Origin of the sequence: Pseudomonas sp. BCA17 (assembly GCF_004519405.1) — a bacterium.
GTDB lineage: Bacteria > Pseudomonadota > Gammaproteobacteria > Pseudomonadales > Pseudomonadaceae > Aquipseudomonas.
The window spans coordinates 21012-46681 of record NZ_SGWI01000004.1 but is presented as its reverse complement, the minus strand read 5'-3'; the positions used below and the strand labels follow the sequence as shown (position 1 = coordinate 46681).

General features: G+C 59.7%; 24 protein-coding genes and 4 tRNA genes. 10 read left to right on the top strand and 18 right to left on the bottom strand.

Annotated elements, in window-relative coordinates; all coding sequences use genetic code 11:
* Window positions 1-43: 43 nt before the first annotated feature.
* Window positions 44-1918 (top strand): MFS transporter, encoded by a 1875-nt coding sequence (locus EXW71_RS16285; RefSeq protein ID WP_134659984.1) that lies wholly within the window; start codon window positions 44-46, stop codon window positions 1916-1918.
* A 99-nt stretch (window positions 1919-2017) separates the two neighbouring features.
* On the opposite strand, the gene sugE is transcribed toward EXW71_RS16285, so the two are convergent.
* The 3 genes from sugE to rdgC all read right to left on the bottom strand — a co-directional run bounded on the left by sugE (window position 2018) and on the right by rdgC (window position 4477).
* Window positions 2018-2332, bottom strand: coding sequence for a quaternary ammonium compound efflux SMR transporter SugE (gene sugE, locus EXW71_RS16280; RefSeq protein ID WP_123716852.1), 315 nt, complete (start codon window positions 2330-2332; stop codon window positions 2018-2020).
* A gap of 106 nt (window positions 2333-2438) precedes the next feature.
* Window positions 2439-3404 carry a bile acid:sodium symporter family protein gene (locus tag EXW71_RS16275; protein ID WP_134659985.1) on the bottom strand — a complete coding sequence of 322 codons (966 nt, stop codon included), beginning with the start codon at window positions 3402-3404 and terminating at the stop codon, window positions 2439-2441.
* Window positions 3405-3556: 152 nt separating this feature from the next.
* Window positions 3557-4477 carry a recombination-associated protein RdgC gene (gene rdgC, locus EXW71_RS16270; protein WP_123716854.1) on the bottom strand — a complete coding sequence of 307 codons (921 nt, stop codon included), beginning with the start codon at window positions 4475-4477 and terminating at the stop codon, window positions 3557-3559.
* A gap of 158 nt (window positions 4478-4635) precedes the next feature.
* On the opposite strand from rdgC, the gene EXW71_RS16265 reads away from it, so the two are divergent.
* The 4 genes from EXW71_RS16265 (at window position 4636) to EXW71_RS16250 (ending at window position 5156) form a co-directional block, all read left to right on the top strand.
* Window positions 4636-4711: transfer RNA gene (locus EXW71_RS16265), tRNA-Val, on the top strand.
* A 19-nt stretch (window positions 4712-4730) separates the two neighbouring features.
* Window positions 4731-4807, top strand: a tRNA-Asp gene (locus tag EXW71_RS16260).
* Between the two features lie 177 nt (window positions 4808-4984).
* Window positions 4985-5060: transfer RNA gene (locus EXW71_RS16255), tRNA-Val, on the top strand.
* A 19-nt stretch (window positions 5061-5079) separates the two neighbouring features.
* Window positions 5080-5156: transfer RNA gene (locus tag EXW71_RS16250), tRNA-Asp, on the top strand.
* A 413-nt stretch (window positions 5157-5569) separates the two neighbouring features.
* Here the strand turns inward: EXW71_RS16250 and EXW71_RS29070 are convergent.
* The 3 genes from EXW71_RS29070 to EXW71_RS16235 form a co-directional block, all read right to left on the bottom strand.
* A complete protein-coding gene (locus EXW71_RS29070; protein ID WP_256657100.1) occupies window positions 5570-5698 on the bottom strand; it encodes a hypothetical protein in 129 nt (42 codons plus the stop codon).
* 173 nt (window positions 5699-5871) lie between these two features.
* Window positions 5872-7035, bottom strand: a complete 1164-nt coding sequence (locus tag EXW71_RS16240; protein WP_134659987.1) for a catalase family protein — start codon at window positions 7033-7035, stop codon at window positions 5872-5874.
* Window positions 7032-8843, bottom strand: a complete 1812-nt coding sequence (locus EXW71_RS16235; RefSeq protein WP_134659988.1) for a di-heme-cytochrome C peroxidase — start codon at window positions 8841-8843, stop codon at window positions 7032-7034. The genes EXW71_RS16240 and EXW71_RS16235 overlap by 4 nt, the downstream gene beginning before the upstream one ends.
* Before the next feature lie 248 nt (window positions 8844-9091).
* Between EXW71_RS16235 and EXW71_RS16230 the strand changes: the two genes are divergently transcribed.
* The 4 genes from EXW71_RS16230 to EXW71_RS16215 all read left to right on the top strand — a co-directional run bounded on the left by EXW71_RS16230 (window position 9092) and on the right by EXW71_RS16215 (window position 11413).
* On the top strand, window positions 9092-9832 hold the full coding sequence (locus EXW71_RS16230) for an FKBP-type peptidyl-prolyl cis-trans isomerase (RefSeq protein ID WP_123714351.1): 741 nt from the start codon (window positions 9092-9094) through the stop codon (window positions 9830-9832).
* Window positions 9833-10155: 323 nt separating this feature from the next.
* Complete coding sequence (locus EXW71_RS16225) at window positions 10156-10611, top strand: YkvA family protein (RefSeq protein ID WP_123714352.1); 456 nt, start codon at window positions 10156-10158, stop codon at window positions 10609-10611.
* 95 nt (window positions 10612-10706) lie between these two features.
* On the top strand, window positions 10707-11045 hold the full coding sequence (locus EXW71_RS16220) for a helix-turn-helix domain-containing protein (protein WP_134659989.1): 339 nt from the start codon (window positions 10707-10709) through the stop codon (window positions 11043-11045).
* Window positions 11042-11413 (top strand): hypothetical protein, encoded by a 372-nt coding sequence (locus tag EXW71_RS16215; protein ID WP_005786715.1) that lies wholly within the window; start codon window positions 11042-11044, stop codon window positions 11411-11413. Before EXW71_RS16220 ends, EXW71_RS16215 begins: the two co-directional genes overlap by 4 nt.
* Here the strand turns inward: EXW71_RS16215 and EXW71_RS16210 are convergent.
* The 8 genes from EXW71_RS16210 to EXW71_RS16175 all read right to left on the bottom strand — a co-directional run bounded on the left by EXW71_RS16210 (window position 11410) and on the right by EXW71_RS16175 (window position 21080).
* Window positions 11410-13179: a bifunctional diguanylate cyclase/phosphodiesterase gene (locus tag EXW71_RS16210; protein WP_134659990.1), complete on the bottom strand. Its 1770-nt coding sequence runs from the start codon at window positions 13177-13179 to the stop codon at window positions 11410-11412. The genes EXW71_RS16215 and EXW71_RS16210 overlap by 4 nt on opposite strands.
* A gap of 116 nt (window positions 13180-13295) precedes the next feature.
* Window positions 13296-15377 carry a carboxy terminal-processing peptidase gene (locus EXW71_RS16205; RefSeq protein ID WP_248730888.1) on the bottom strand — a complete coding sequence of 694 codons (2082 nt, stop codon included), beginning with the start codon at window positions 15375-15377 and terminating at the stop codon, window positions 13296-13298.
* Window positions 15378-15709: 332 nt separating this feature from the next.
* Window positions 15710-16363: an HAD family phosphatase gene (locus EXW71_RS16200; RefSeq protein WP_134659992.1), complete on the bottom strand. Its 654-nt coding sequence runs from the start codon at window positions 16361-16363 to the stop codon at window positions 15710-15712.
* Between the two features lie 30 nt (window positions 16364-16393).
* A complete protein-coding gene (locus EXW71_RS16195) occupies window positions 16394-17383 on the bottom strand; it encodes an ABC transporter ATP-binding protein (protein WP_134659993.1) in 990 nt (329 codons plus the stop codon).
* On the bottom strand, window positions 17380-18180 hold the full coding sequence (locus EXW71_RS16190) for an ABC transporter permease (RefSeq protein ID WP_123714358.1): 801 nt from the start codon (window positions 18178-18180) through the stop codon (window positions 17380-17382). The genes EXW71_RS16195 and EXW71_RS16190 overlap by 4 nt, the downstream gene beginning before the upstream one ends.
* The gene (locus EXW71_RS16185) at window positions 18167-19030 is read right to left on the bottom strand and encodes an ABC transporter permease subunit (protein ID WP_167659657.1); all 864 of its coding nucleotides are present in this window, start codon (window positions 19028-19030) and stop codon (window positions 18167-18169) included. Before EXW71_RS16185 ends, EXW71_RS16190 begins: the two co-directional genes overlap by 14 nt.
* Window positions 19009-19815 carry an alkaline phosphatase family protein gene (locus EXW71_RS16180; RefSeq protein ID WP_134659994.1) on the bottom strand — a complete coding sequence of 269 codons (807 nt, stop codon included), beginning with the start codon at window positions 19813-19815 and terminating at the stop codon, window positions 19009-19011. The genes EXW71_RS16185 and EXW71_RS16180 overlap by 22 nt, the downstream gene beginning before the upstream one ends.
* 197 nt (window positions 19816-20012) lie before the next feature.
* Complete coding sequence (locus tag EXW71_RS16175) at window positions 20013-21080, bottom strand: ABC transporter substrate-binding protein (RefSeq protein ID WP_123714361.1); 1068 nt, start codon at window positions 21078-21080, stop codon at window positions 20013-20015.
* Window positions 21081-21431: 351 nt separating this feature from the next.
* Here EXW71_RS16175 and EXW71_RS16170 point away from each other — a divergent pair, with 351 nt between their 5' ends.
* On the top strand, window positions 21432-22157 hold the full coding sequence (locus tag EXW71_RS16170; protein WP_123714362.1) for a UTRA domain-containing protein: 726 nt from the start codon (window positions 21432-21434) through the stop codon (window positions 22155-22157).
* Here the strand turns inward: EXW71_RS16170 and EXW71_RS16165 are convergent.
* From EXW71_RS16165 to EXW71_RS16150, 4 genes are read right to left on the bottom strand one after another with little or no spacing between them, the layout of a single operon-like run.
* Entirely contained in the window at window positions 22138-23094 is a 957-nt protein-coding gene (locus EXW71_RS16165) for a metal ABC transporter solute-binding protein, Zn/Mn family (protein ID WP_134659995.1), read from the bottom strand. The two genes, EXW71_RS16170 and EXW71_RS16165, sit on opposite strands and share 20 nt — an antisense overlap.
* Window positions 23094-23993, bottom strand: coding sequence for a metal ABC transporter permease (locus tag EXW71_RS16160; protein ID WP_134659996.1), 900 nt, complete (start codon window positions 23991-23993; stop codon window positions 23094-23096). The genes EXW71_RS16165 and EXW71_RS16160 overlap by 1 nt, the downstream gene beginning before the upstream one ends.
* Window positions 23990-24736 (bottom strand): metal ABC transporter ATP-binding protein, encoded by a 747-nt coding sequence (locus EXW71_RS16155; RefSeq protein ID WP_134659997.1) that lies wholly within the window; start codon window positions 24734-24736, stop codon window positions 23990-23992. Before EXW71_RS16155 ends, EXW71_RS16160 begins: the two co-directional genes overlap by 4 nt.
* Complete coding sequence (locus tag EXW71_RS16150) at window positions 24733-25653, bottom strand: metal ABC transporter substrate-binding protein (protein ID WP_123714366.1); 921 nt, start codon at window positions 25651-25653, stop codon at window positions 24733-24735. Before EXW71_RS16150 ends, EXW71_RS16155 begins: the two co-directional genes overlap by 4 nt.
* Window positions 25654-25670: the final 17 nt, after the last annotated feature.

Sequence of the window (25670 nt, the reverse complement as noted above, 5' to 3'; positions counted from 1 at the left end):
AGTCGTGGCCTGATAACGATTAGGCCACGCAGGAACACGGACGATGAGCCACACCTCGCAATTCACCTTGCTGCGCACGCGGCGCTTCTTGCCTTTTTTTGTCACCCAGTTGCTGGGTGCCTTCAACGACAACATCTTCAAGCAATCGCTGATCCTCGCCATTCTCTACAAACTCACTATCGAGGGTGACCGCTCCATTTGGGTCAACCTCTGTGCGCTGCTGTTCATCCTGCCGTTCTTCCTGTTCTCGGCATTGGCTGGGCAGTTTGGCGAGAAATTCAACAAGGATGCGTTGATCCGCGCGATCAAGGTGGGGGAGATCGTGATCATGACCGTGGGCGCCACGGGCTTTCTGTTCAATCATCTGGAACTGATGCTGCTGGCGCTGTTTGCCATGGGCACGCACTCGGCACTGTTCGGTCCGGTGAAGTACTCGATCATGCCCCAGGCCCTGCATGAAGATGAGTTGGTCGGTGGCAACGGCCTGGTGGAAATGGGCACGTTCCTGGCGATCCTGGCCGGCACCATCGGCGCCGGCATCATAATGTCGTCCACCCAGTACGCGCCGGTGGTGTCGGTGGCGATCGTCGGCGTGGCAGTGCTGGGTTATCTGGCCAGCCGCAGCATTCCGCGGGCAGCGGCTTCTACGCCAGGGTTGCGCTTGAACTGGAATATCTTCAGCGAGTCGTGGGCCACATTGCGCCTGGGCCTGGGGCAGACGCCGGCAGTGTCGCGTTCCATCGTCGGCAACTCGTGGTTCTGGTTTGTCGGCGCGATCTACCTGACGCAGATCCCGGCCTACGCCAAGGAGTGGCTGTACGGCGATGAAACCGTGGTGACGCTGATTCTCACGGTGTTCTCGGTGGGCATCGCGCTGGGGTCGATGCTCTGCGAAAAACTCTCCGGGCGTAAGGTCGAAATCGGTCTGGTGCCGTTCGGTTCATTTGGCCTGACGGTGTTTGGCTTGCTGCTGTGGTGGCACTCCGGCGGCTTTGCGCAGAACGTGCAGGCCAACGACTGGTTGGCCGTGCTCGGTTACGGCCAGGCGTGGTGGGTGTTGTTCGATATCCTCGGCCTCGGCGTATTCGGTGGCTTTTATATCGTGCCGCTGTACGCGCTGATCCAGTCGCGCACTGCCGAGAACGAGCGCGCCCGGGTGATCGCGGCCAACAACATTCTCAACGCACTGTTCATGGTGGTGTCGGCGATTGTGTCGATCCTGCTGTTGAGCGTGGCCAAGCTGTCGATCCCCGAGTTGTTCCTGGTGGTGTCGCTGCTCAACATCGCGGTCAACACCTACATCTTCAGGATCGTCCCCGAGTTCACCATGCGTTTCATGATCTGGCTGCTCAGCCATTCCATGTACCGCGTCGAGCATCGCAACCTGGAAGCCATTCCGGATGAAGGTGCGGCGTTGCTGGTGTGCAACCACGTGTCGTTTGTCGATGCGCTGCTGATTGGCGGCGCGGTGCGTCGGCCGATTCGCTTCGTGACGTACTACAAGATCTACCGCTTGCCGGTGCTGAATTTTATCTTCCGCACTGCCGGGGCGATTCCGATTGCGGGTCGTAATGAAGATATCCAGATCTACGAAAAAGCCTTCACGCGGATTGCCCAGTATCTGAAGGATGGGGAGTTGGTGTGCATCTTCCCGGAAGGCAAGTTGACGGCTGATGGTGAAATGAATGAGTTCCGTGGCGGGCTGACGCGCATTCTGGAGGAGACGCCGGTTCCGGTGATTCCAATGGCATTGCAGGGGTTGTGGGGGAGCTTCTTCAGTCGCGATCCGAACAAGGGGTTCTTTCATCGGATCTGGTCGCGGGTGGTGTTGGTCGCGGGTCAGCCGGTGGCGGTGGAAGCGGCGACGCCCGCGCGGTTGCAGGAAGTGGTGGGCGTGTTGCGGGGGAATGTCAGGTAGCTTGGGGTTGGAATACTGGCCTCACCAGCAAGCTTCCTCCCACGGTTGGAATGCATTCCAGCCTGTGGGAGGGGCCTTGTTTGCGCTGACGGCAGTGGCCTACGCGCTGATCTTGAGCCCGACGAGCCCGCAGATGATCAGCGCCACACTGACCAGCCGAAACAACGCCATGGATTCGCCAAACAGGATAATCCCGGCAATCACCGTACCCACTGCCCCTACGCCGGTCCAGATCGCATAGGCAGTGCCCAACGGCAGTTCCTTCATGGCCAAACCCAGCAAACCGAGGCTGAAGGCCATGGCGGCAATGGTCAGCGCAGTAGGCATCGGTTTGCTGAAACCGTCGGTGTACTTCAAACCGACGGCCCAGCCGACTTCGAACAAGCCGGCAAAAAATAAAATGACCCAGGACATGTTGATCTCCCATCTATAGGTGGGGTCGTCCCCTTGTTGAGCGCTTTAACGCGTCGCGAGGTCGTCCCCGCGAAGCTCGATAGACTGCCGAAAATGGACTGGGCTATCAAGTTTTCGGCTTGGTTTCCAATGCGCGGCGGTCTTCCTTCTCGCTCATGCGACGGAAATAAGTCGAAAGCAACGCTCCAGAGATGTTGTGCCAGACACTGAACAGCGCACTCGGCACAGCTGCCAACGGCGAAAAGTGCGCGCTGGCTAACGCAGCACCCAGCCCGGAGTTCTGCATACCCACTTCCAGCGCCAGTGATTTGCGCTGCGCCAATGGCAATTTGAACAAGCGTCCGGTGAAGTACCCCAACAGGTAACCGAAGCTGTTGTGCAACATCACCACGGCCATGATCAGCAGGCCGGATTCGGCGATCTTCGCCTGGCTCGCCGCAACCACCGCCGCGACGATGATCACGATGCTGACCACCGACACCAACGGCAGCACCTCTACCGCATGGCGCACCCGTTCGCCCAGTACGCGCTGTGCCACCACGCCAAGCACGATGGGCAGCAGCACCACTTGCAGGATCGACCAGAACAACTCCATGAACGACACCGGCAACCAGGCCGAGGCCAGTAACCAGATCAGCGCGGGGGTGAGCAGCGGGGCGAGGAGTGTAGTGACGGCGGCAATGGCCACCGACAGCGCCAGGTCGCCGCGGGCCAGCCAGGTCATTACGTTGGACGATGTGCCGCTTGGGCAGCAGCCGACCAGGATCACGCCGACGGCTATCTCCGGCGGCAGGTGGAAGGCCTGGCACAAGAGCCAGGCCACACCCGGCATGATCACAAAGTGCGCAACCACGCCCAGAGCCACGCGCCAGGGATGGCGGGCGACCTCGGCGAAGTCTTCAAGTTTGAGGGTCAGGCCCATGCCGAACATCACCAGGCCCAGCAGCGGGACGATGGCACCTTTGAGGCCGATGAACCAACTGGGCTCGAGGAAGGCGAGCACGGCGAATATCAACACCCAGTAGGCGAAGGTATTGCCGACGAAACGGCTCAAGGCGGCGAGTGCGCGCATAGGGAAGGGCCTTTGTTGTTAGATTTTGAGTTGCAATACGATCAAATGGGAGAGGGGCTTGCTCCCGATTGCGGTGGCTCAGCCGATAGGCATTGGCTGGCCACGTTGCAATCGGGAGCAAGCCCCCTCGCACTTTTTGAACTTCACAGGGCTTAGATGCCCTGCGGAGTCTCTTCGCCGCCCAGTGCCTCAACCAACGCCGGCAGGAAATCGCCAAACGTCAGCATCATCAGGGTAAAGCTGGCATCCAGTTGCCCCAGTGCCTCGTCGCCACCGTCCTGTTCTGCCTGGTCCTGCAGCAGGTCTTCGAACTTCAGGCGCTTGACCGTCATCTTGTCGTCGAGCATGAAGGACAGCTTGTCCTGCCATGCCAGCGCCAATTGGGTCACGACTTTGCCGGTGCTCAGGTGCAGCTGGATTTCTTCGCTGGTCAGGTCCTGGCGCTTGCAGCGCACGATGCCACCATCTTCGTGGGTGTCGCGCAGTTCGCATTCGTCGAGGACGAAGAAGTCATCGGCCGGTTTCTGGGTGGTGACCCAGTCGGTCATGATTGCGGTTGGCGCGGTTTTAACGGTGAGCGGGCGAACCGGCAAAGTGCCGATCACTTCACGCAGGGTCGATAGCAGGTCTTCGGCGCGCTTGGGGCTTGCCGAGTTCACCAGGATCAGGCCCTGCTTCGGCGCGATAGCGGCGAATGTCGACGAGCGACGGATAAAGGCGCGCGGCAGGAAGGCCTGGATGATTTCATCCTTGATCTGGTCCCGTTCCTTCTTATAGACCTTGCGCATTTGCTCGGCCTCGATTTCTTCGACTTTCTCTTTGACTGCGTCGCGTACCACGCTACCCGGCAGGATGCGTTCTTCCTTGCGCGCGGCGACCAGCAGGAAGTCACCGCTGATGTGCACCAGAGGAGCGTCTTCGCCTTTACCGAAAGGCGCGACGAAACCGTAAGTGGTCAACTCCTGGCTTGCACAAGGGCGCGCCAGTTTGGTGGCCATGGCCGCTTCCAACGCCTCGGCATCAACAGGCAGATCTTGGGTCAGGCGATAGATAAGCAGGTTCTTGAACCACATGGGGCGAGTCTCTCCTTTATACAAAGGAGGGCATTATTCTCTTGATAGCGTCCCAGGCCAACCCTGCCTAAGCCATTGGAAGGGCTCAAAAAAAGATTTAAGAAAGTGCTTGCCAGACCTTGGGTCGCTCCGTAGAATGCGCGCCACACCGAAACGAAGGGTGATTAGCTCAGCTGGGAGAGCATCTGCCTTACAAGCAGAGGGTCGGCGGTTCGATCCCGTCATCACCCACCATTCGCTTCAAGTGTTACGCGCAGCGGTAGTTCAGTCGGTTAGAATACCGGCCTGTCACGCCGGGGGTCGCGGGTTCGAGTCCCGTCCGCTGCGCCATATTCGGTAACCTGGAACACTGAACGCCAGGTCACCAGAAAAAGCCCGCTCATTGAGCGGGCTTTTTTCTGTCCAAAATATGGCAAAAAATCGTGGGATAAACTTTTTTTAAATAAATTGCATTTAAATCAAGACATTACGATTTTTTGGTGTATGATGCGCCCACACCGAAACGAAGGGTGATTAGCTCAGCTGGGAGAGCATCTGCCTTACAAGCAGAGGGTCGGCGGTTCGATCCCGTCATCACCCACCATTCGCTTCATGTGTTACGCGCAGCGGTAGTTCAGTCGGTTAGAATACCGGCCTGTCACGCCGGGGGTCGCGGGTTCGAGTCCCGTCCGCTGCGCCATATTCGGTAACCTGGAACACTGAACGCCAGGTCGCCACACGAAGCCCGCTCATCGAGCGGGTTTTTTTGTGCCTGCAATTCAGCTCAGTGATTTAACGATTTGCTGATCCGCTATCGACGCAATGTCCCTCCGGCTCAGGAATACGAAAGCAACCGTCGCCGTGAGCAAGGTGAGTGCTGCCAGCCATTGCAGGCAACGGCTGGAAACCGTGCTGAGCGAGTACTCTGCCGCCGCACACCTGTTCACAAGCCCATCAACCGCCAGCCCATCTGCAATTGGGCGATGAATTGCCACGGCTGCGTGGTGGGCTGCCTTCCGGCGTTGTTGCAGAGTCGCCATCGAGGCGTATATGGATTGGCGTTGGCGGGGCGAACGAAAAAAGGGATCACCTGATGCCCGGGGGCTGCTGATTTCAGCGATCAGCTTGTTTGGCTTTCTTTTTCTTCTCGTCGCGGGTGGCAAGGTGTTCAAAGCAAAACGCGGCGGTACCGAAGAGCGCAATCAACGACAGCACGACCATGCCTAGAGTTGAGCTTTCCATGATGACTTCCTACAGGAGTTGTGGGTAGGAAGTGACGGTAGGATGTGCGGGTTCGACGCTCAATAGGCACGACGTAGTCTTTATGGTGGGAGGGCGATCCATACGTATTCTTTACGGGTTGTCGTGTACATATCCGTTATTGAGGCAACGGATATGTACCCCCCCAAAGAAGATTACAGGTTACGACTATGCCGATAGTCGCTGACCGCCTCATACACTGCTTTACGCAACCGGTTGATCCCTCCAATCGGCCGATGTGCCTCCAGCCCGAACCAGGGGTTGAACGACTGGTTATCGCAGGCAAGATTCAAGGCAGGCGTATCGAAGTCCTGCGCAGGAATCCGCACCTTGGCCACGGTTTCATAGGGAGCATCGCTTTCCTTCCACTCGATGCTGGTGTCTTCGATCGGCATGAATTTCTGCGGGTTTTGTCGCTGAACCTGCAACACGAAACAGGCAGGCACACGGTCGGTAGACAGTTGCTGGTTCAAGGCGCTGCGCAGGAAATTCGGCAGGTCCTGGTTCTGCTTGGGTATCACATATTCCGGGCAGCTTTGTGGGTCGGGTGCGACACGGAATTTGGCATTGGCCGCGCCGAATTTGTAGGGTGAAACTGAAAAGTAGGTCGCCTGCGTCGGACTCGTCGGTGCCGGTGCCAAGGTCGCCAGGGCGATAAACAGATGGCGTACTTGCCAGCTGCGTGGGTCGACTGTCGGGAAGAATGCCAGAACCTTCTTGCCGTCCGCCTGGGCGCCGATGTTCTGTGCATATTCCGCCACATTGCTGACGAAGAAATTCGGATGGCTGAACATCACGAAGTCTTGCTCCGTGCGCGCTTGCTGGTCCGCCATCAGCTGTTTGCCCGGTACATCCAGCAGCTTGAGCGCCATGCCCCGGGCATCGCGAATGCTGTCGAACTGCGGATAGGCATTGCCGTTGGACAGCCGCATCTGCGCCTGCCAGGTCTTGCCCGGCTCGGCGAACACGCCCTGGCGCAAGGCCGGGTCGAGGTCCGCCAGCACGCTGACTTCGGCCTTCACGCAGCCGTGGGCCTTGGCGTGGGCATCGCGCAGGTAGCGTGTGCCTTCGCGGTGCTGGTCGACGATCCGTACCGCCGTCTGGATGATGCCCTGGGTCATGGCCGCTTCATCGGGGGGGATCTGCTCGTCCGGCGACACCGGGCCGCTGTGCTGCCAGGCGAACCACGCGGTGGCTAGCAGCCAGCCGAGCAAGCCCAGGCCGATCAGCCACAACAGGGTTTTGCCGAGAAAACGGCCCAGGCGCAGCCAGAGACGAGCGAGCAGGGAGCGTTCGTTGTATTGGGATCGAATCATCATGGCAGTTGTTGCTCCAGCGGGCCGCCCAGCACTTTAAGGTATTCCAGCAGCGCCCAGCGTTCTTGTGGTTGCAGGCTGCGGCCGACCACACCGTTGCCGCGTTTGCCGGCGCGGAACTCATGGCCGCTGTTGTGATTGCCGGTGATTTTGGTATCGAACAGGAAGGCGTTCTTGAACGCGCCGGTTTCAAAGCCCAGGTGACGCGGGTCGTAGTTGAAGGTGCCTTTATAGAACGTGGTACTGCGCTCGTCCTGGGGTGAGAGCAGTTGGTAGATCGTCGGCACCGAACCGTTGTGCAGGAACGGCGGGGTGGCCCAGACGCCGGCCAGCGGACGTGCCTTGTAGGCACGCAGTTCACGCACGCCGATGGGCAGGCCGAAGCCGTCCAGGCCTGGGCGTTCGGCCGGGGTCACACCGGCGGCGCGGTAGGCGTGCTCTTCGACGAAGGCGGTGACGTAGGCCAGGCCCTGGGCCACGGACATTTTTTTCAGGTCCAGCGGCTCGGTCGGTGTCGGGTGCAGTTGGACATTGAGCTTGGCCAGTTCCACCGGGTCCCAGTGCAGGGCGCTCAGGTCATAACGGTGGTCGGCAATGTTGCTCGCTGCGCCTGGGTCGGTGCCGATGTACTCTACCGCAAGCATTTTCAGTTGCTGCACCGGGCGACCATTTTCCTGGCTGACGGCGGGCACATGGCAGGCGGCGCAGTTCTCGGCGAACAGGACGCGGCCCTGGGCTGCGAGAGGCTTGTCGATGGCACCGAACAGGTCTTCCGGCCAGGTCGGCGGCTTGAGGCGCTGCAGGGTCTCTTCAATCAGGTTCAGGTCACGCACGCGAACGCTGGAGGGGTAGCGGGCATCGCCCTGAAGCGGCTGGCCGGCGTTGTCGAAGAAATTCAGGGTAGCGCCGACGCCGAGGGCTTCGCCGATATTGCGCGCCATGGGTTGCTGGGCTGAGCCGTTCCATTGCACCCAGTCAAAGGTCCAGATATCCCACAGATGCGGGTAGTCCACGGGGGCGTTGGCGATGCGGTAATTGTCCGGCGAAATCGCGTCGCCAAAACTGGCGTTGGCAATACGGCCAAATGCATCGGTGCGGCCGGGGCCTTCTTCGGTAGGGTAGAGGCCACGGTGGGTATCGTTCCAGGCAACTTTGAGGAACTGGTCCAGGGACTGCTTGAAGTCCACACGCAGCTGTTTTTTGTTGTTGTCGTCGTAATCGAAACCGAGCACTTCACGGGCAAAGCGTTCGAACTTCCACGGGTTGTAATACGTGGCGGCAAGGCTGGCCACCAGTGCCTGGCCGAAACTGCCGCCGCGCAAGGTGGGCACGCTGGAAGGCAACACATGTTGCGCCGAGCCTCCGTCGATACGCAGGGCCTGGCCTTTGAAGTGCAGCTCGCCGGTGTGACAGGCGGCGCAGGTGATATCCAGGTATTCAACTTTGCTGTCGGCGTTCTGATGCCGGGCGAACCCCACGGGCAGGTTGCCGGGATTCTGCGCGGTGCGAACTTGCTTGGGATCGACCAGAAAACCAAAGCGTGCCAGGTATTCCGGCGTGGCGAAGCGTTGCTCCGAGAAGGGCAACTCCAGGGCCGTGAACCACTTGTAATGCAGGCCTTTTACCTGGGTGCCCTGGGGCGTGAAGTAGTAGGTCTGGCGGTCGGCGGCACTCCATTGGTCCTGGTAGTGCACCTGCTCCACGGGTACGTAGTCCGGCAACTTGGGATTGGCGGTGTAATAGAGCACCACGGCGAGGAGCACGCCCAGGGCAACGAGTATCAGGAGTAAAGCACGGGAAAAAATGCGCAAGATAACTATCCTTGTCGAGTGGTAGCGCTCTTATGCCATCACCCCACGGGGGCGGCAAGTGGCCATGAGCACGGTTACAGGTGGTCCCGCGATCCTTCGCGGACCCCCATAATGAATGAAAATGCTTTTAAACACGTGAACTTATCCGACGTTTCCCGCTCAGATGCCGGTAGCCATTGGTCGTGGCCGCCTGATAAGCTCGCGACTTTAATTCGATTGCCCTTTTGGCGCATGAACAAGGAAATAGCATGAAACAGCATCGGTTGGCGGCGGCGGTGGCCCTGGTTAGCCTGGTACTTGCGGGTTGTGATTCGCAAACCAGCGTAGAGCTGAAAACCCCGGCGCAGAAAGCTTCCTACGGTATCGGCCTGAACATGGGCAAAAGCCTTGCTCAAGAAGGCATGGATGACCTGGACTCCAAAGCGGTAGCCCAAGGTATCGAAGATGCCGTCGGCAAGAAAGAACAGAAGCTGAAAGACGACGAACTGGTCGAAGCGTTTGCCGCACTGCAAAAGCGTGCTGAAGAACGCATGACTAAAATGAGTGAAGAGTCGGCAGCCGCCGGCAAGAAATTCCTCGAAGAAAACGCCAAGAAAGAAGGCGTTGTCACCACTGCTTCCGGTCTGCAGTACAAGATCGTGAAGAAGGCCGACGGTGCTCAGCCTAAGCCGACCGACGTAGTGACTGTTCACTACACCGGCAAGCTCACCAATGGCACCACCTTCGACAGCTCCGTGGAACGCGGCAGCCCGATTGACCTGCCGGTCAGCGGCGTGATCCCGGGTTGGGTCGAAGGCCTGCAATTGATGCATGTGGGTGAGAAGGTCGAGCTGTACATCCCGTCGGACCTGGCCTACGGCGCACAGAGCCCGAGCCCGGCGATTCCAGCCAACTCCGTGCTGGTATTCGACTTGGAGCTGCTGGGCATCAAGGACCCAGCCAAGGCTGAAGCCCCTGACGCACCTGCTGCACCAGCCGCCAAGAAGTAATTCGGCGCCTGAACATACAACGCCCCGCTTTGACGGGGCGTTGTTGTATCTGCATATTGTTGAAACGCGAACCCTCACGCCTGCCGTTAATCTGATCGAACGCCTGTTGTGCAGCGCAGTCTGATGAAAGACTCGAGCGTGGCTAGCCGCACATCAGCGTCAAGTCAATGAAATCTTGGGGTTTTTTAGGTGCGCAAAAAACGCCCGATCTAACTGAAAGCCTTGTAGACAGCGGGTTTCAGCCATGAAAAAAGGCTCTGTTCACAAGGTTATCCACAATTTGTGTGGATAACCTTTTCTGTCATCTGGAACTGGAGTGACGAATGAAACCACCCTTCAATTTCACCCGTTTCCTGCCCATGGCCGCGCGCCTGCTCGGTCGTGGTCGCTTGCCCACGTTGCTGTTTGCCGTGGCTGCCAAGGGCTCAAGCCAGGGCAATCGCCTCGGCAAGCTCAAGGATGATTTCAAGCTGCTCCAGGCCCTCTGCCTGGCCTACTGGCGTGGCGAATACCGCGCGATCAGCCCGAAGGCACTCGTATCCGTGGTGGCGGGGCTGATGTACTTCCTGAGCCCGATTGACGCGATCCCGGATTTTATCCCCGTATTCGGCATGCTGGACGACATCGCCGTGCTGGCATGGATCATGAAGACCCTGGACGGCGAACTCAGCGCTTTTCGTGCCTGGCGCGACGCCCAGCGCCCGGAAAAGCTGGCGGTGGTTGAGCGCCTGCCGGCGACGCCTTCGCTGCTGGCCCAGGAGAACCCGCAAAAAAACTGACGGCGTTTATATCCCTCTGCGACTTTGTGGCTGTTAGGATTACACTTCTAAGGAAAGAACTTACTTAGTAAGTGTTGTTATCCTACGGGGCAGTCATGGATATTCAGATCATTTCACGCGATGGCGAACCCGAATACGCGGTGTTGCCATGGGACCAGTACCAGGCGCTGCTTAAAGCTGCCGGCCAGCAACAACCCGCTCCGACTCTGTCTTCTGCCGCCCAGGTGGCTCCCGATCACGCGTTGCGCGCGCTCGCCGAGCTGCGTGGCTTGCGTGAGGGCAAGGGCCTGGCCATCGAAGCCCTGGCCCGCACGGTGGGTATCAGCCCTTCGTACCTTGGATTGATTGAAAGTGGTGAGCGCCAGCCGGATGCCGCTATCCGCCGCAGCCTGGCCTGGGAATTGGGCGTTGCAGGTTGGAGGGATGAATCTTGAGCCTACGTATCAGCCGTCAACACTGGGATGGATTACTCAACGAGCTGGACCAGGCGCGCCGCCAGCGCCACCTGCTGACTTACCGCGCGCTGTTGGAGCGCCTGCAGTTTCCTACACCCGCCATGCAAACCTTGGCTGCCGCACTCGAACACCTGGCGGCGTTGGATGCCAAGGCCGAGCAGCCACTGCGCAGCTCCCTGGTGATCAGCCAGGGGGCCAGCCGCTTGCCACGCACCGGTTTCTTTGAGTGTGTGGAGCGCCTGGGACGGTTCAGTGGCCCCTCCGACGGCGTGGCCGCAGCCTCCTGGCACGCCTCGGAGGTAGTGCGGGTGTTCGAATACGAATACCCGGAATCCGCCGAAGCTTAAAGCGCCTGGGGCAGCATATCCGCGCTGTCGATCACATGGATGCTGTAGCCGGCCACATTCTTGGCATGGTGTTTGGCCTGGGAGGCCAGTTCCGCCAACTGGCTGGCATCCAGTTGCCCACATGCCTGCGGATACAGATGCACCACGCCGATGGATAACGACAGCAACGCAAACTCCTGCCTTATGCCCTGGCGGTTCAACGCCACGAAGCAGCCGGCCTCGAGGTGTTCGGTGCGATAGAAGCGTCGGCACTGGGTGTGAAAATCATCCAGTAACTGGTTGAGCCGCTTGCGCCAATCCTGCGGACCGAGCACCAGCAAAAAGTCATCACCGCCAATATGTCCGACGAAGTCCCGGCTGGGGTCGATCCGGTCGTTCAGGCACTGCGCCAGGCACAGCAGCACCTCATCCCCGCGTCCGTAGCCGTAGATATCATTGAACGGCTTGAAGCTGTCGATATCCACGTAGCAAATCACGGACTCACGCTGTTGCTGCAACAACCGCGTCAGGCACTGCTGGATTGGCACGTTGCCCGGTAGCAGGGTCAGCGGGTTGGCGTAGCGTGCTTGTTGGATTTTCAGCTCGGTGATGAGCTTGAGCACATCAATCACCCGGCCCAGGCCCAAGTAATCTCCATTGAGCGTAATGATGAAATCTTCTTCAATGCGTTGGCGCGCGCGGCTGGTCAATAAGCGGCTGACTTGCTGAAGCGATTGGCTCAACTCCACGGCCAGAAAGTCATCGCTCATCAAGCGACTGATGGGCTTTCGTGCGAACAGGTCGGTAGCGAAGGGCTTGAGCAACGCATCGGACAGCGAGTGTCGATGCACAATGCCGACCGGGTGGCCGCGCCGGTCCAGCACGGCCAGCGAGTTCAAGTTGGCCTGGCGGCGAAAGGACTCCAGCACCTGGGCAGTGGCCGTGTCCTGATCCACGGCCGGTTGTTCATTGAGCAAGGCGCTGAGGTCGCTGCCTTCTTCGCTGAGAACGGTATTGGCGCTGTCGTGCTTGGGTAGCATCAAGCGCGCTTCCTGCGGCGGTTGTTCCTGCGGCCGGCAGAGCAGATAGCCTTGAACCAGGTCGACGCCCATCTCCGTTAACACCGCCAGCTCTTCAGGCAGTTCAATACCCTCGGCGATGACCTGGGCATGGGACGCCTTGGCGATTTGCAGGATGGAGCCGACGAACTCGCGCTTGAGTGCGTCCTGGTGAATGCCGTCGATAAAGTGCCGGTCGATCTTCACGTAGTCCGGGCGCAGTTCCGACCACAGGCGCAGGCTGGAATACCCGGCGCCCAAGTCGTCCAGCGCAATGGCGAAGCCCATGTGGCGGTAATGGTGCAGGGCGGTTTGCAGGAGGGCGAAGTCGTTGGTAGGGGTCTGCTCGGTCAGTTCGATGACGACCTGGCTGGGTGGAATGCCGAAGTCGCGCAGCAGTTGCAGGGTACGTCCCGGCTGGTGCGCAGTTTCCATCAAGGATTCCGGCGAGATATTCAGGAACAGCTTGCCCGGCAGCTTCTGCTCGCTGAAGCGTCGACATGCACTTTCGCGGCAGGCCATTTCCAGGTCACTGAGGCGCCCCGCTTGGCTGGCCACCGAGAACAGGGCGACGGGGGAGTGCAATGGGCTATTGGAGGGCCCACGGCTGAGGGCTTCATAACCGAGGATGCGCCGTTCGGACAGGCAGATGATAGGTTGGAACAAGCTGTGCAAACTGCCATGAGCGAGAATAGAGCCCAATGCATTCAGCTGTTCGGTCATGGTCATGGCGATCTCGATCGAAAAAAAAGGACCGCAGGCTGAGCCTGCGGTCCTTTATTTCACGACAGAATGATGTCTATATGATGACACTCTAGGGAGTGATCATATTAAATCGCTATCATTTACTGCTTGGCTACCTGCTTGCTGAGCTTGAGGTAATCCAGCAGGATCCTGCCGGTTTCGGCCAGATAAGCATCGTCTTCCGGTTTGGTTTTTTCCGCTTCGGCCGGCAGTGCATCTTCATCTTCTTTCTTCAGTTCCTTGAGCGGGTCTTCGCCTTTGGCCTTGCGGCGGGCGTTTTCCAGTGCAAGTTGCTGATTCTCGATGTCGGTGTGCTGCGCACGACGATCCGCTTCGTTGAGGCTGACGGTTTTTTCTTCCATCAGCTTCTTGGCCAGAGCCAGCTTGTCGCGAATGAACACGAACTCGGCATCCTTGGCGGAACGAGCATCATGGTCAGCCTTCAACTGCGCCAGGTACGGTTTGAACGGGTCCGACGCCGGCTTGATGGCAGGGCGGATGGTGTCCCACGGCATGGCTTCGGGCAGGGCGCTCTCGCCGATTTCCTTGGTGTCGATAATCGACGGGAAATCGATATCCGGCAGCACGCCCTGATGCTGGGTGCTTTGCCCGGAAACACGGTAGAACTTGGCCAGCGTCAGCTTGAGCTCGCCATGGTTCAGCGGCTGGATAGTCTGCACGGTGCCTTTACCGAAGGTCTGGCCGCCAATGATCATCGCGCGGTGGTAGTCCTGCATGGCGCCGGCGAAAATCTCCGAAGCCGACGCCGAAAGACGGTTGACCAACAACGCCATCGGTCCTTTGTAGAAGGCACCCGGGTTCTCGTCTTCCAGTACGTCGACACGGCCATCGGCGTTGCGTACCAACACGGTCGGGCCTTTGTCGATGAACAGGCTGGTCAGCTCGGTCGCTTCCTGCAGAGAACCGCCGCCGTTGTTGCGCAGGTCGATGACCACGCCGTCGACTTTATCTTTCTGCAGTTCCGTCAGGATTTTCTTAACGTCGCGGGTGGTGCTCTTGTAGTCCGGATCGCCAGCTCGAAAAGCTTTGAAGTCCAGGTAGAAGGCCGGGATTTCAATCACACCCAGCTTGTAATCCTTGCCATCCTGCTTGAGCTTGAGGATTTTCTTCTGTACGGCCTGGTCTTCGAGCTTCACCGCTTCACGGGTGATCGACACAATCTTGCTGGTCTGATCGTTCGGTGCATTGGTGTGCGGAATTACTTCCAGGCGCACCACGCTGCCTTTCGGCCCACGGATCAGTTTCACCACTTCGTCCAGGCGCCAGCCGACCACGTCGACCATCTCCTTGTCGGCCTGGGCCACGCCGATGATCTTGTCGGCCGGAGCGACCTGCTTGGTCTTGTCCGCCGGGCCTGCCGGCACCAGACGCACGATCTTGACCTGGTCATTGTCGCTTTGCAGGACGGCACCGATGCCTTCCAGCGACAGACTCATGTTGATATCAAAGTTTTCTGCGTTATCCGGCGACAGATAATTGGTGTGCGGGTCGTAGGACATCGCAAAGGTATTGATATAGGCCTGGAAGATATCTTCGGCACGGGTCTGATCCAGACGTGCCAGCTGATTCTTGTAGCGCTTGGTCAACAGCTCTTGGATGGCCTTTGGATCTTTCCCGGCGATCTTCAAGCGCAGCACTTCATCCTTGACGCGTTTGCGCCACAGGTCGTCGAGAGCGGCGGTGCTGGTCAGCCAAGGCGCGTCCTTGCGGTCCACCAGAAGGGTTTCCTTCTGGGTGAAGTCGAGCTTGTCGATGCCTTTGTTCAGCTCTGACAAGGCGAAGTCCAGACGCGCTTTGACGCGGTCCAGGTAACGCTTGTAGATGGTAAAGCCGGGCTGCAGGTCGCCGCTCTTGAGGAAGTCGTCGAACTGCGTCTTCCACTTGTCGAACTCAGCGATATCGCTGGCCAGGAAGTAGCTGCGCGATGGATCCAGCAGCTTGAGGTAGCTGTCGTAGATGATCACCGAGCGAGCGTCATCCAACGGCGGCTTGCTGTAGTGATGGCGCTTGAGCAACTCGACGACGTTAAGGCTGGCAATCACCTCATCGCGATCAGGCTGAAGATTGTCCCAGCTGTTGGCTGCGAACGTATTGGTCGACATCGACGCGAAGCCGAGACCAATGAAAAAAGCGAGGGCGGTGCTGGGGAACAAATGCTTCATGCTGATTCGACGCGGGGGCAATTGATAACGCATATTAGGCCGTCTTTGAAGTCGCCGGTTCCATATGGGCCGGTCGCATAATGCAAAAAGCCCGGCGCTACTGCTACGGGCTCAGTCCGGACTCACTATGGAGGCACTGTGAAAGCATTGCAAGGCGTTGGAGGTCATGTGGCGTGGTTATAGGGGCCCGGTCCTACCCGTAACGTAGGCCAAGTTCGCATTTGTACGACTCAATAGCGACGTTTTCGAGCGTTTGTCCCGGGTTGATGAAAATCAGGCCCCAATTGGAATGCGCTCACAGGTGATGGGTTTTTAATCCAGAAAACCCGCCATCAGATCCAATGATGGATCGGCCAGCCTGCCTGTTCGGCATGGGCCCGCAGCACCGGGTCGGGATTGACCGCCTGCGGGAACTCGACCTTGCTCAACAACGGCAGATCATTGCGCGAATCCGAGTAGAAGTACGCGCCCTCCAATGTTTCGCCTGTCTGTTCCAGCCAGGCCAGCAAGCGTGTGATCTTGCCTTCGCGATAGGTCAGCACACCCACGGTCTGGCCGCTGTACACGCCATGGCTGATGTCCAGATCGATCCCCAGCACTTCATCGATACCGATGCGGGCCGCAATCGGCCTCACCAGATGTGTGCCCGATGCCGAAATCACCAGAATCCGGTCGCCTTGCGCGCGGTGGCGGGCGATGGTCTTGGTGGCATCGCTGTAGATCAGCGGTTCGATCACGTCTTCGACCCACGGCTCCACCAGATGCTCGATTTCTTCCGGCGTGCGGCCGATCATCGGCTCCAGGCTGAATTTCATGAAATCTTCCATCAACAGCTTGCCCTGGCTATAGGCGTCCATCAGTTCGTTGTTCTTGCGCATGAAGGGCTCAGGGTCGACCCAGCCCAGGCGGCCCATCTGTTCGCTCCATAGGGTGGCGCAGTCGCCGTGGATCAAGGTGTCGTCCAGATCAAAAATTACCAATGCCATCCGTTACACTCTCTCAGGTAAATCGTTGCATCAGGCTACTTCACACAACGCACTGGGGTCGATGGAAAGTGCCAGGCGTTGCCCGTCCGGGTGCAGGTCGTCGGCCGAGCGGTTGAGTACGTCCACAACCAGCTCCACGCCACGCGCTTCAATGCGATAGCGAATCACGTTGCCCAACAGGCTGTGGCTGCGCACCATGGCGTCCAGCTCGCCGCTGCGGCTCAGTTCGATGGCTTCGGGGCGAATCGCGATGCGCCCTTTGATCGGGCGTTGCAGCAGCTGGCTGGCCTTGTCGGCGTCGAGCAGGTTGTAGTTGCCGATAAAGCCGGCGGCGAATACGTCCACCGGTGCGGTGTAGAGGGTTTCGGCGTCGCCACTTTGCACGATCTTGCCCTGGTTCATCAGAAAGATGCGGTCCGACATGGTCAGTGCTTCTTCCTGGTCATGGGTCACGAAGATCGTGGTCAGGCCCAGTTCGCGCTGGATCTGACGGATCTGCTCGCGCAGGTGCTTGCGAATCCGTGCATCCAGTGCCGACAGTGGTTCGTCCAGCAGCAACAGGCGCGGGCGGGTCACCAGGGAGCGAGCCAGGGCCACACGCTGGCATTGCCCGCCGGACATCTGGTGCGGGTAGCGGCTGGCGAGGTCCTTGAGTTCCACCAGTTGCAGCACTTCCTGCACACGCTTGTGGCTGTCATCGGCGTTGACCTTTTGCATGCGCAGGCCGAAGGCGACGTTCTGTTCCACGGTCATGTTGGGAAACAGCGCATAGCTTTGGAACACCATGCCGATGTTTCGCTTCTGCGGGCTCAGCGGGACGATGTCCTGTCCGTCCAGCAGGATTTTCCCACTGTCCACTGAGGTCAGCCCGGCGATGCAGCGCAGCAAGGTCGATTTGCCGCAACCGGACGGGCCGAGCAGGGTGACGAACTCGCCCTTGGCGATCTCGCAGTTGATGTCACTGAACACCGGAGTGCCGGCGTAGCCTTTTTGCAGATGTTGGACGCTGACGAAGCTCATTGGCTTTTGTCCTTGTTCAAGATATTGGCGGCCCAGGTCAGCACCAGCACAAAGAAGAAATAGGAAATGACGACGGCGCTGGTGAAGTGACCGCTGCTGTTGCGCATGTTGTTCAGGTACACCTGCAGGGTCTCGTAGCGGGTGCCCACCAGGATATTGGCGAACACGAACTCACCGAACAGGAATGAGAACGACAGCAGCAACGCCACCATCAGGCCTTTGCGCAGGTTCGGCAGCACCACCAGGATTGCCGCCTGCCAGGTGCTGGCGCCGAGCAGTTGGGAGGCGTCCATCAGGTCACGCAGGTTGATGGCTTGCAGGTTGTTGGTGATCGCCCGATACATGAAAGGCAGCGCCACGGTGAAGTAGCAACCGATCAGGATCCACGGCGTGCCCACCATCGCCATCGGTCCCGAGCCGTAGAGTTGCAGCAAACCCACCGAGGACACCACCGGTGGCACCGCGAAGGGCAGCAGGATCAGGATGTTCATCAATGCGTCGAGCTTGGGGAAGTGGTAATGCACCACGAACAGCAGCGGTAGAATCAGCACCACCGACAGGATCAGCGCGCCCACGCACACCAACAACGACTGGCCGAAGGCCGCCAGGAAACGCGGGTCGCTCCACAGTTGCACATACCATTTCACGGTAAACCCGGCGGGCAGGATCGTCGCCGACCAACTGCTGGCGATGGAGTAGACAAAGGTGCCCACCAGCGGCAGCACCAGGATCGCAAACAGCAGGTACACCACGACCCGATGGTAGAGAGAGGCCGGGCCGGCTTCAGCGCGAGACATGGTAGCTCCTCTTGAGCAGCAATTGATGGACCACGGTGACTACGGTCATCAGCGCCACCAGCACCACGGCCAGGGCGCTGGCCATGTTGGGGTCCAGGGAGATGTCGCCGGAAACCATCGCTGCGATACGAATCGGCAGCACGTTGAAGTTGCCGGTGGTCAGTGCGTACACCGTGGCATAGGCGCCGAGGGCGTTGGCCAGCAGGATCACGAAGGTGCCCAGCAGCGCCGGGGTGAGTACCGGCAGGCCGATGTGCCGCCAGAACTGCCAGCCGCTGGCGCCGAGCAGCGAGGCCGATTCGCGCCAGTCTTCACGTAATGCATCGAAGGCCGGGTAGAGCAGCAGCACGCCCAGCGGAATCTGGAAGTAGGTATAGAGAATGATCAGGCCGGTCTTGGAGTACAGGTTGAAGTCCTGAATGATCCCGGCCTGCTTGAGCATGATCGTGATGCTGCCGTTGAAACCCAGCAGGATGATGAACGCGAAGGCCAGGGGCACGCCGGCAAAGTTGCTCGTCATGTTGGCGAACGCCGTCACGAAGTTGCGCAGGGGCGAGTCCACGCGGCGCAACGAATAGCTGCCAAGCACCGAAATGATGATCCCGAACACGCTGGAGTAGAAGCTGATCTCCAGGCTGTACTGGATGGCCTGCAGGTAGAACTTCGAACTGAAGATTTTGCTGAAGTTGGCCAGGCCCCAGCCGAACTCCTCCGACTGCAGGCTATTGATCATTACCCACACCAGCGGTGCGATTTCAAACACGATGAAGAACAGTGCAAACGGCATCAGGCACAGGATCGCCAGCCATTTGCCGCGTGTCAGGGCGTTCACTTCAGCAGCTCCCGGCATACAGGTTTGTCGTGGGGCACGCCGAGCAGTTCGCAGACGGTGCCGCACAGTTCGGTTTGCCTCGGGCGCGCAGTGGGGCTGAAATTGAAGGCCGAACCCAGTACGAACAGCGGCACTTCCCGTTCTTCCGGCAGCAGGCCGTTGTGTGAGCGATCGTTGTTCATGCCGTGGTCGGCAGTCACCAGCACCTGGTAGCCGGCGTCGAGCCAGCCTTGCAGGTAATCGGCGAGGATAATGTCGGCCGTGCGTGCGCTGTTGCGGTACTGCGCGGTGTCGAGGCCGTGTTTGTGGCCAGCGTCATCAATGTTCATCGGGTGCACCACCAGGAAATTCGGTGTGTGCTTGCAGCGCAGGCTTTCCGCGTCGGCAAACAGGTGGGAATCGGGGTAGTGGTCATTCCAGTAGAAATGCCCGTGCTGGATCGCCAGCGCCTTGTCGTCGGTATGACGATCACGGGAGGCGACGAAGGGCGTGCGGTTATACAACTCGCTGACCCAATGGTAAGCCGCCGCCGCTGTGGTGAGCCCGGCGTCAGTGGCGTAATGGAAAATGCTGCGTTGATTGGACAGGCGTGAAACGTTGTTGTGCACGACGCCGCTGTCGACCGGTGGTACGCCGGTGAGGATGCATTCATACAGGGGCCGCGAGAGCGACGGTAATTCACATTCCAGTTTGTAGAGCGCTGCGCGTCCTGCGCCGATGTAGGCCTGGAGGTGCCCCATGGCATGTCGGGCAACCTCGTAGTTCAGGCCATCAAGCACCACAAGGATGACGTTGTGCTTCATAGGGACTGGAGCTCCGATGGGCTTGGATGGGTATGCCTGTAAAACGGGATAAACGTGCGGGAGGGGGCTGGCTCCCGATAGCGGAGGATCAGCCAGTGTGGGTGTTCAATGACACACCGCTATCGGGAGCCAGCCCCCTTCCACGCAAGCCCCTCCCACATTGGATCTCCGGTGGACATCCAATGTGGGCTGAAGCCTTACTGCATATTGATGATGACTTCTTCCTGCCACTTCTGCGGCAGTGCCTTGGAAGTCTTCTCCCACGCATCGGCGTCTTTGATCGGCGTGACTTTTTTGTACTGCTCGTTCGGCAGCAACTTGGCCTGAACCTCGGCGGGCAGGGTCAGGTGCTCTGCACGGATCGGACGTGCGTTGCCGCGCGCCAGGTTGGTCTGGCCGGCATCGCTGAAGATGTATTCGCGAGTCAGCTTGGCGGCGTTCGGGTGCTTGGCGTATTTGTTGATGATGGTGGTGTAGCCGGAAATCACCGAGCCGTCCGATGGGATCAATACGGTGTAATCATCCGGGTTGGCCATCTTGGCTTTGTAGCTCAAGCCGTTGAAGTCCCAGACCACGCCGACTTCCACTTCACCTTTTTCCATGGTGGCGATGGTCGGGTTGGCCAGCGACAGGCGACCCTGCTTGGCGATCTCAGCGAACATCAGCAGCGCAGGCTGGATGTTCTTTTCGTCGCCACCGTTGGCCAGGGCTGCAGCCAATACGCCGTTGGCGGCCTGTGCGGCGGTGCTGACGTCACCAATGGAAACCTTGTATTTACCGGTCTTCAGGTCAGCCCAGCTTTTGGGGGCTTCGGAGCCGTGCAGCAGCTTCTTGTTGACGATGAAGGCGATGGTACCGGTGTAGGCCAGTGCCCAGTTGCCGTCTTTGTCTTTCGCCCAATCCGGGACTTGGTCCCAGGTGGTGGGTTTGTAAGGTTGGGTCACACCCTGTTTCACCGCAATCGGGCCGAAGGCGGCGCCGACATCACCGATATCAGCGCTGGCATTGTCTTTTTCGGCGGCGAACTTGGCGATTTCCTGGGCCGAACTCATGTCTGTGTCGATGTGCTTGAGGCCGTAGGTCTTGGCCAGGTCATCCCAGGTGCCTTTCCAGTTGGCCCAGTCATCGGGCATGCCGACGCTGTTGACGGCGCCTTCCGCTTTCGCGGCGGCTTCCAAGGTTTTCAAATCGGTATCAGCTGCCATGGCGGCGGTGCACATGGCAATGGTCGAGCCTAACAGTGATGCCAGGAAAAGCTGTTTCATCCGAAGCTCCTTTGGGCGTTTTCAACGCTGCGTTTTTTATCGACGTTTGCGGTGGTGTTGGTCTAGGTCAGCAATACCTGAGCCAATCTAGGCGTACTGGATGACAGTTTCATGTCGATGTCGTTTTTACATCGTGGATGTCGCTCACTTCAGACTCAGCGTAGACCATGCTCAAGTGCCCGCTGGCCTTGGACTTGGCCGATGTATTGCAGGGTATGGACCAGGGGTGGGCGCGGGCTGTCATCTGCCGGTCATCTGCAGTGCCTACGCTGACAGGCAACAGTGGAAGCCCAAATACAGCACGGTTTGTGCACCTGAACGGTGCTGGTCTAGTCCAGATAGGTAACGTTGATGCGTGATGAGGCAATCAAGGCGGTGACATCCATCGGCCTGGCGCTGCAAGAGCAGATCGACCATGGCTTGTTGGCGCCCGCGAGTAAATTGCCCGCCGAGCGCAAGCTCAGCGAGTTGTTTGGTACCACCCGCATTACCGTGCGGGAAGCCTTGTTACAGCTGGAAGCCCAGGGGCAGATCTATCGTGAGGAGCGCCGTGGCTGGTTTGTCTCGCCGCCGAGGCTGGCCTACAACCTGATGCAGCGCAGCCACTTTCACGCGATGGTTGGCGACCAGGGGCGGGTGGCGTCCACCGAAGTGATTTCTGCCCGCTTGCAACCGGCCTCGGCAGCCGTGTGTGCGTGGTTGCAGTTGCCGGCGCTGTCCAGCGTGATCCAGATCTGCCGGGGTAGACGCATTGATGGGCGTTTGGTGCTGTATGTGGAGCACTACCTGAACCCGCAGTACTTCCCTGGGATCCTGGCGTGTGACCTGAACCAGTCAATGACCGAGCTGTACGCGCGCAAGTACGACCTGCATTACGGCCGCGTGCGCTTCGAGATCGTACCCACCTCGTTGCCGGTGGAAGCCGCCGCCGCGTTGCGCGTATCGGTGGGCAGCCCGGGCCTGCGGATTGCCCGGGTCAACTATGACCAGCATCAGCGGTTGATCGACTGCGACCTGGAGTTCTGGCGGCACGATGCGATTCACGTGGGGGTGGATGTCATGGGGTCAGCGTCTTGATCACCTGATCCACATTGGTTTCCAACTCCGCCACCGGGTCTGTGCCATCAACGTTCAATACCAGCAGCTGCGCACCCCCTGCCATCACTGCTGCTTTCACTGCGTCACTGGGCTGGCGGTGATGCAGCACGACAGCCACATCGCCGTCCTTCAAGCTGGCACTTAATTGCTGCAAGGCTTCGGGCGTCCACTCTGTATCAGGCCGTGCATCGGTGCCGAGTGCTTCCAGGTTCAGGCTGCTGACCAGATATCCGAAGTGATCGCTCAGGCTGAACACGCTCAAGTTGTCCGCCTTGGCCAATCTTGCCTCGCTGTCGGCGGTGAGCTTGAGCAGGCGCTGCTTGAGGGCGGCGAGGTTGGCGTCGATTTTCGGCTTGGCGGCAGGTGCCAGACGGCTCAGGTCGGCGGCCATCACATCAGCCATGCGCCCCATGTTGTTACTCGACTGCCACGGCTGGCTGTTCAGGCCATCGGTGGCGCCAGGCTGTACGGCGATACCTGGCAAACCGCCGTCCACCGGACGTGCGGCGTCGATTTCGACGATGCGGATGTTGCTGCGTCGCGCCACGGGATAGAGCGGATCATCTGCCCACAGTGAGCGCAGGCCGATGGCGGCGTCGGCGTCCTGGGCCAGGGCGTTCAACGCCTGTGCGCCGCGGCCGGTGAAATACGACACTTGCCGCGAGCCGGGCAGGTTGGCCGGCGCGGCGCGCTCGAGCTGCACATCGGAGCCTTTGAGCAGCACGTCGGCCAAACCGTAGGTAATCGGCAGTGAAGCCAGGACCTTGACCGGCTTCTGGGCCTGGGTCTGGGCGGCCTGGCCGAGGCCCTGGTTGACTTTGACGTGCCTGGGCTCGACGCCATCGACGGCTGCCGATACCGAGGTGCTGATCAAACACGCGATGGCCAAGGCCAGTGGACGAAAGGCAGGGTGCATTATCCAAGATTCCCTTTGAGGCTGGGCACAGTGCCGCGCGCGACGGCGGCAAAGGCAAAGGCGGTGCCGGCCGTCAAAATGATCGCGGCACCGGATGGGATGGGCAGGTCGAAGATGATCGGCAACAGGATGCCGCACAGCGTGCTCACCGTGGCGATCGCCACGGAGACCCAGAAGAACCCTTTGAGCGACTGGCTCAGCAGGCGCGCCGCTGCGGCCGGAATCACCAACAGCGCACCCACCAGAATCGCGCCGATGACCTTGACCGCCGCCACGGTGATCAGTGTCACCAGGATCACGAACAGGTAATCCAGGGTCTTCACCGCCACCCCGCGTACCGCTGCCAGCTGAGGGTTGAAGCTGGCCAGCATCATGCGGTTGTACAACGGCAACGCCAGGGCCATGACCAGTGCGCCGACCACTGCCAGCACCAGCAAATCATTGCCATTGACGGTCAGCACTGAACCGAACAATACGTTTTCAAGAATGTGCACGTTGATCTTGCCCGCCAGGATCAGCAGCAAGCTCGCCCCCAACGCCAGCGACACCGAGAGGAACACCCCGATCAGGGTATCCGGCGCCAGGCCGGTGCGGTTGCGCAGGTAGTTGAGCAGGATGCCGAACAACAGGCAGTAGCCGAACAGCGCACCGTAGGGCCCGGTGTAGGGCTCGCCCAACAGGATGCCCACGGCCACACCCGTCAGGGCGGCGTGGCCGACGGCTTCGGAGAAAAATGCAAAGCGTTTGACCACCACCAGCGTGCCCAGGCCGCCCAACACCGGGCCTATCAACAAACCGGCAAGCAAGGCGTTGACCACGAAACCGTAGGCCAGCGCTTCCGGCAGATACCCGGAAGAGGCCCAGCCCTGGACCATCAAGCGAAAAGCTTCATAACTCATTGCGCCGCGCTCCGAGGGTGAGTGGAGAACAGGGTCAGCAGGCGATCCGGGGTCAGCGCTTCTTTGGGCGAGGCGTCGAACAGCACACGCCGGTTCAGGCCAGTGACGCGGTCGGCCAGGCGGCCCACGGCTTCAAGGTCATGTTCGATCCACAACACCGTGATACCGGCCAGGCGCCAGTCATTGAGCAGGCGTTCGAATACCTGGATACCCGCTTCATCAAGCGCCGACATCGGTTCATCCAGCACCAGCAATTGCGGCGCCGGGATCAGCCCTTGGGCCAGCAGCACACGTTGGCGCTCACCGCCGGAGAGTGCGCCCATGCGCCGTTTGCGTTTGTCCTGCATGCCCACCCGTTGCAGAGCTTCGCCTATCGCGCCGGCATAATGCCGGGACAGGCCGAGAAACGCCGGACGCCGCTGACACATGGCGGCCATGAAGTCATCGACGGTCATCGGCAAGCCCCGGTCGAACTCCAGGGCTTGGGGCACATAGCCGACGGTGCCGGGCGTGGTCGGCCAGTGCAGGCGCAATTGGCCCTGGTGCGGGGTTTGCCCCAGCAGGGTCTTGATCAGCGAACTCTTGCCACCGCCGTTCGGGCCGACCAACGCATGAATGCTGCCTGGCTGCACCTGGAAGCTCACACCGTCAAGAATCGTGGTGCGGCCCAGGGTCAACGACACCTTGTCGAAATCGAGGGTCGGGCCGATGCTGGCCACCTTCAATTGCTCCGCCGCCGTCATGCCCCGGACTCCTGGATCGCCCGCACCACGGTGTTGAGGTTGCCGGTCATCTCCACTTCGTACTTTTCAGGTGTGTATTCACCGTAGGAAATGTGCGACAGCGGGTACAGCTTCACCCCGGATTCCCTCTGGATGGTCTCGACGTAGGTGGACGGGAAATCCATCTCCGAGAAGATCACCTTCACATCCAGGGCGCGCAGTTCGTCGATGGTTTTTTTCAACTGGCTGGGGCTGGGCTCGATGCCGTGCGCCGGTTCGACCACGGCGGTGACTTCCAGGCCGAATTCGCGCAACAGGTAGTCGTAGGCCGCGTGCACCGTAGCCACGCGCAGGTCCGGGTTGGGCGCGCTGGTCAGCTTGGCCAGCGCGTCTGCACGCATCTGGCGCAGGCGTTTGCCGTAGGCACGGGCGTTCTGGGTGTAGGTCTTGGCGTTGTCCGGGTCGAGTTTGCCCAGCTCGCGGGCGATGTTGTTGACCTGGGCAATCGACGCGCTGATCGACAGGAAAGTGTGCGGGTTGACCACCTTGCCGGCGCCACGTGCCGCGTTACCGGTGGCGGCCAGCAACGGTACGTTGGCGTTGGCTTCGATCACCGGGATGTCGGGGCGCTCGCTGGTGGCGATCATGCGATCGGCGAAATCGTCATGGCCGACGCCGTTGAGTACGATCACGTCCAGGGTGCCGATTCGCTTGATGTCTTCGGCGCGCGGCTCGTAGGCGTGGGGGTTGAAACCGGCCGGGATCAACGGCACTACGTCGGCCTTGTCGCCGACGATATTGGCCACGTAGCTGTAATAAGGGTGCAGGGTGATGCCGACGCGCAGACGTTTGGCTGCCTCGGCGTTGGCCAATGGAGCAAGCATCAGGCTCAACAGGCCAACCAGCAACAGGCGCAACAGGGGCGATGAAATAGACATGGGTAATCGGTCTTCTC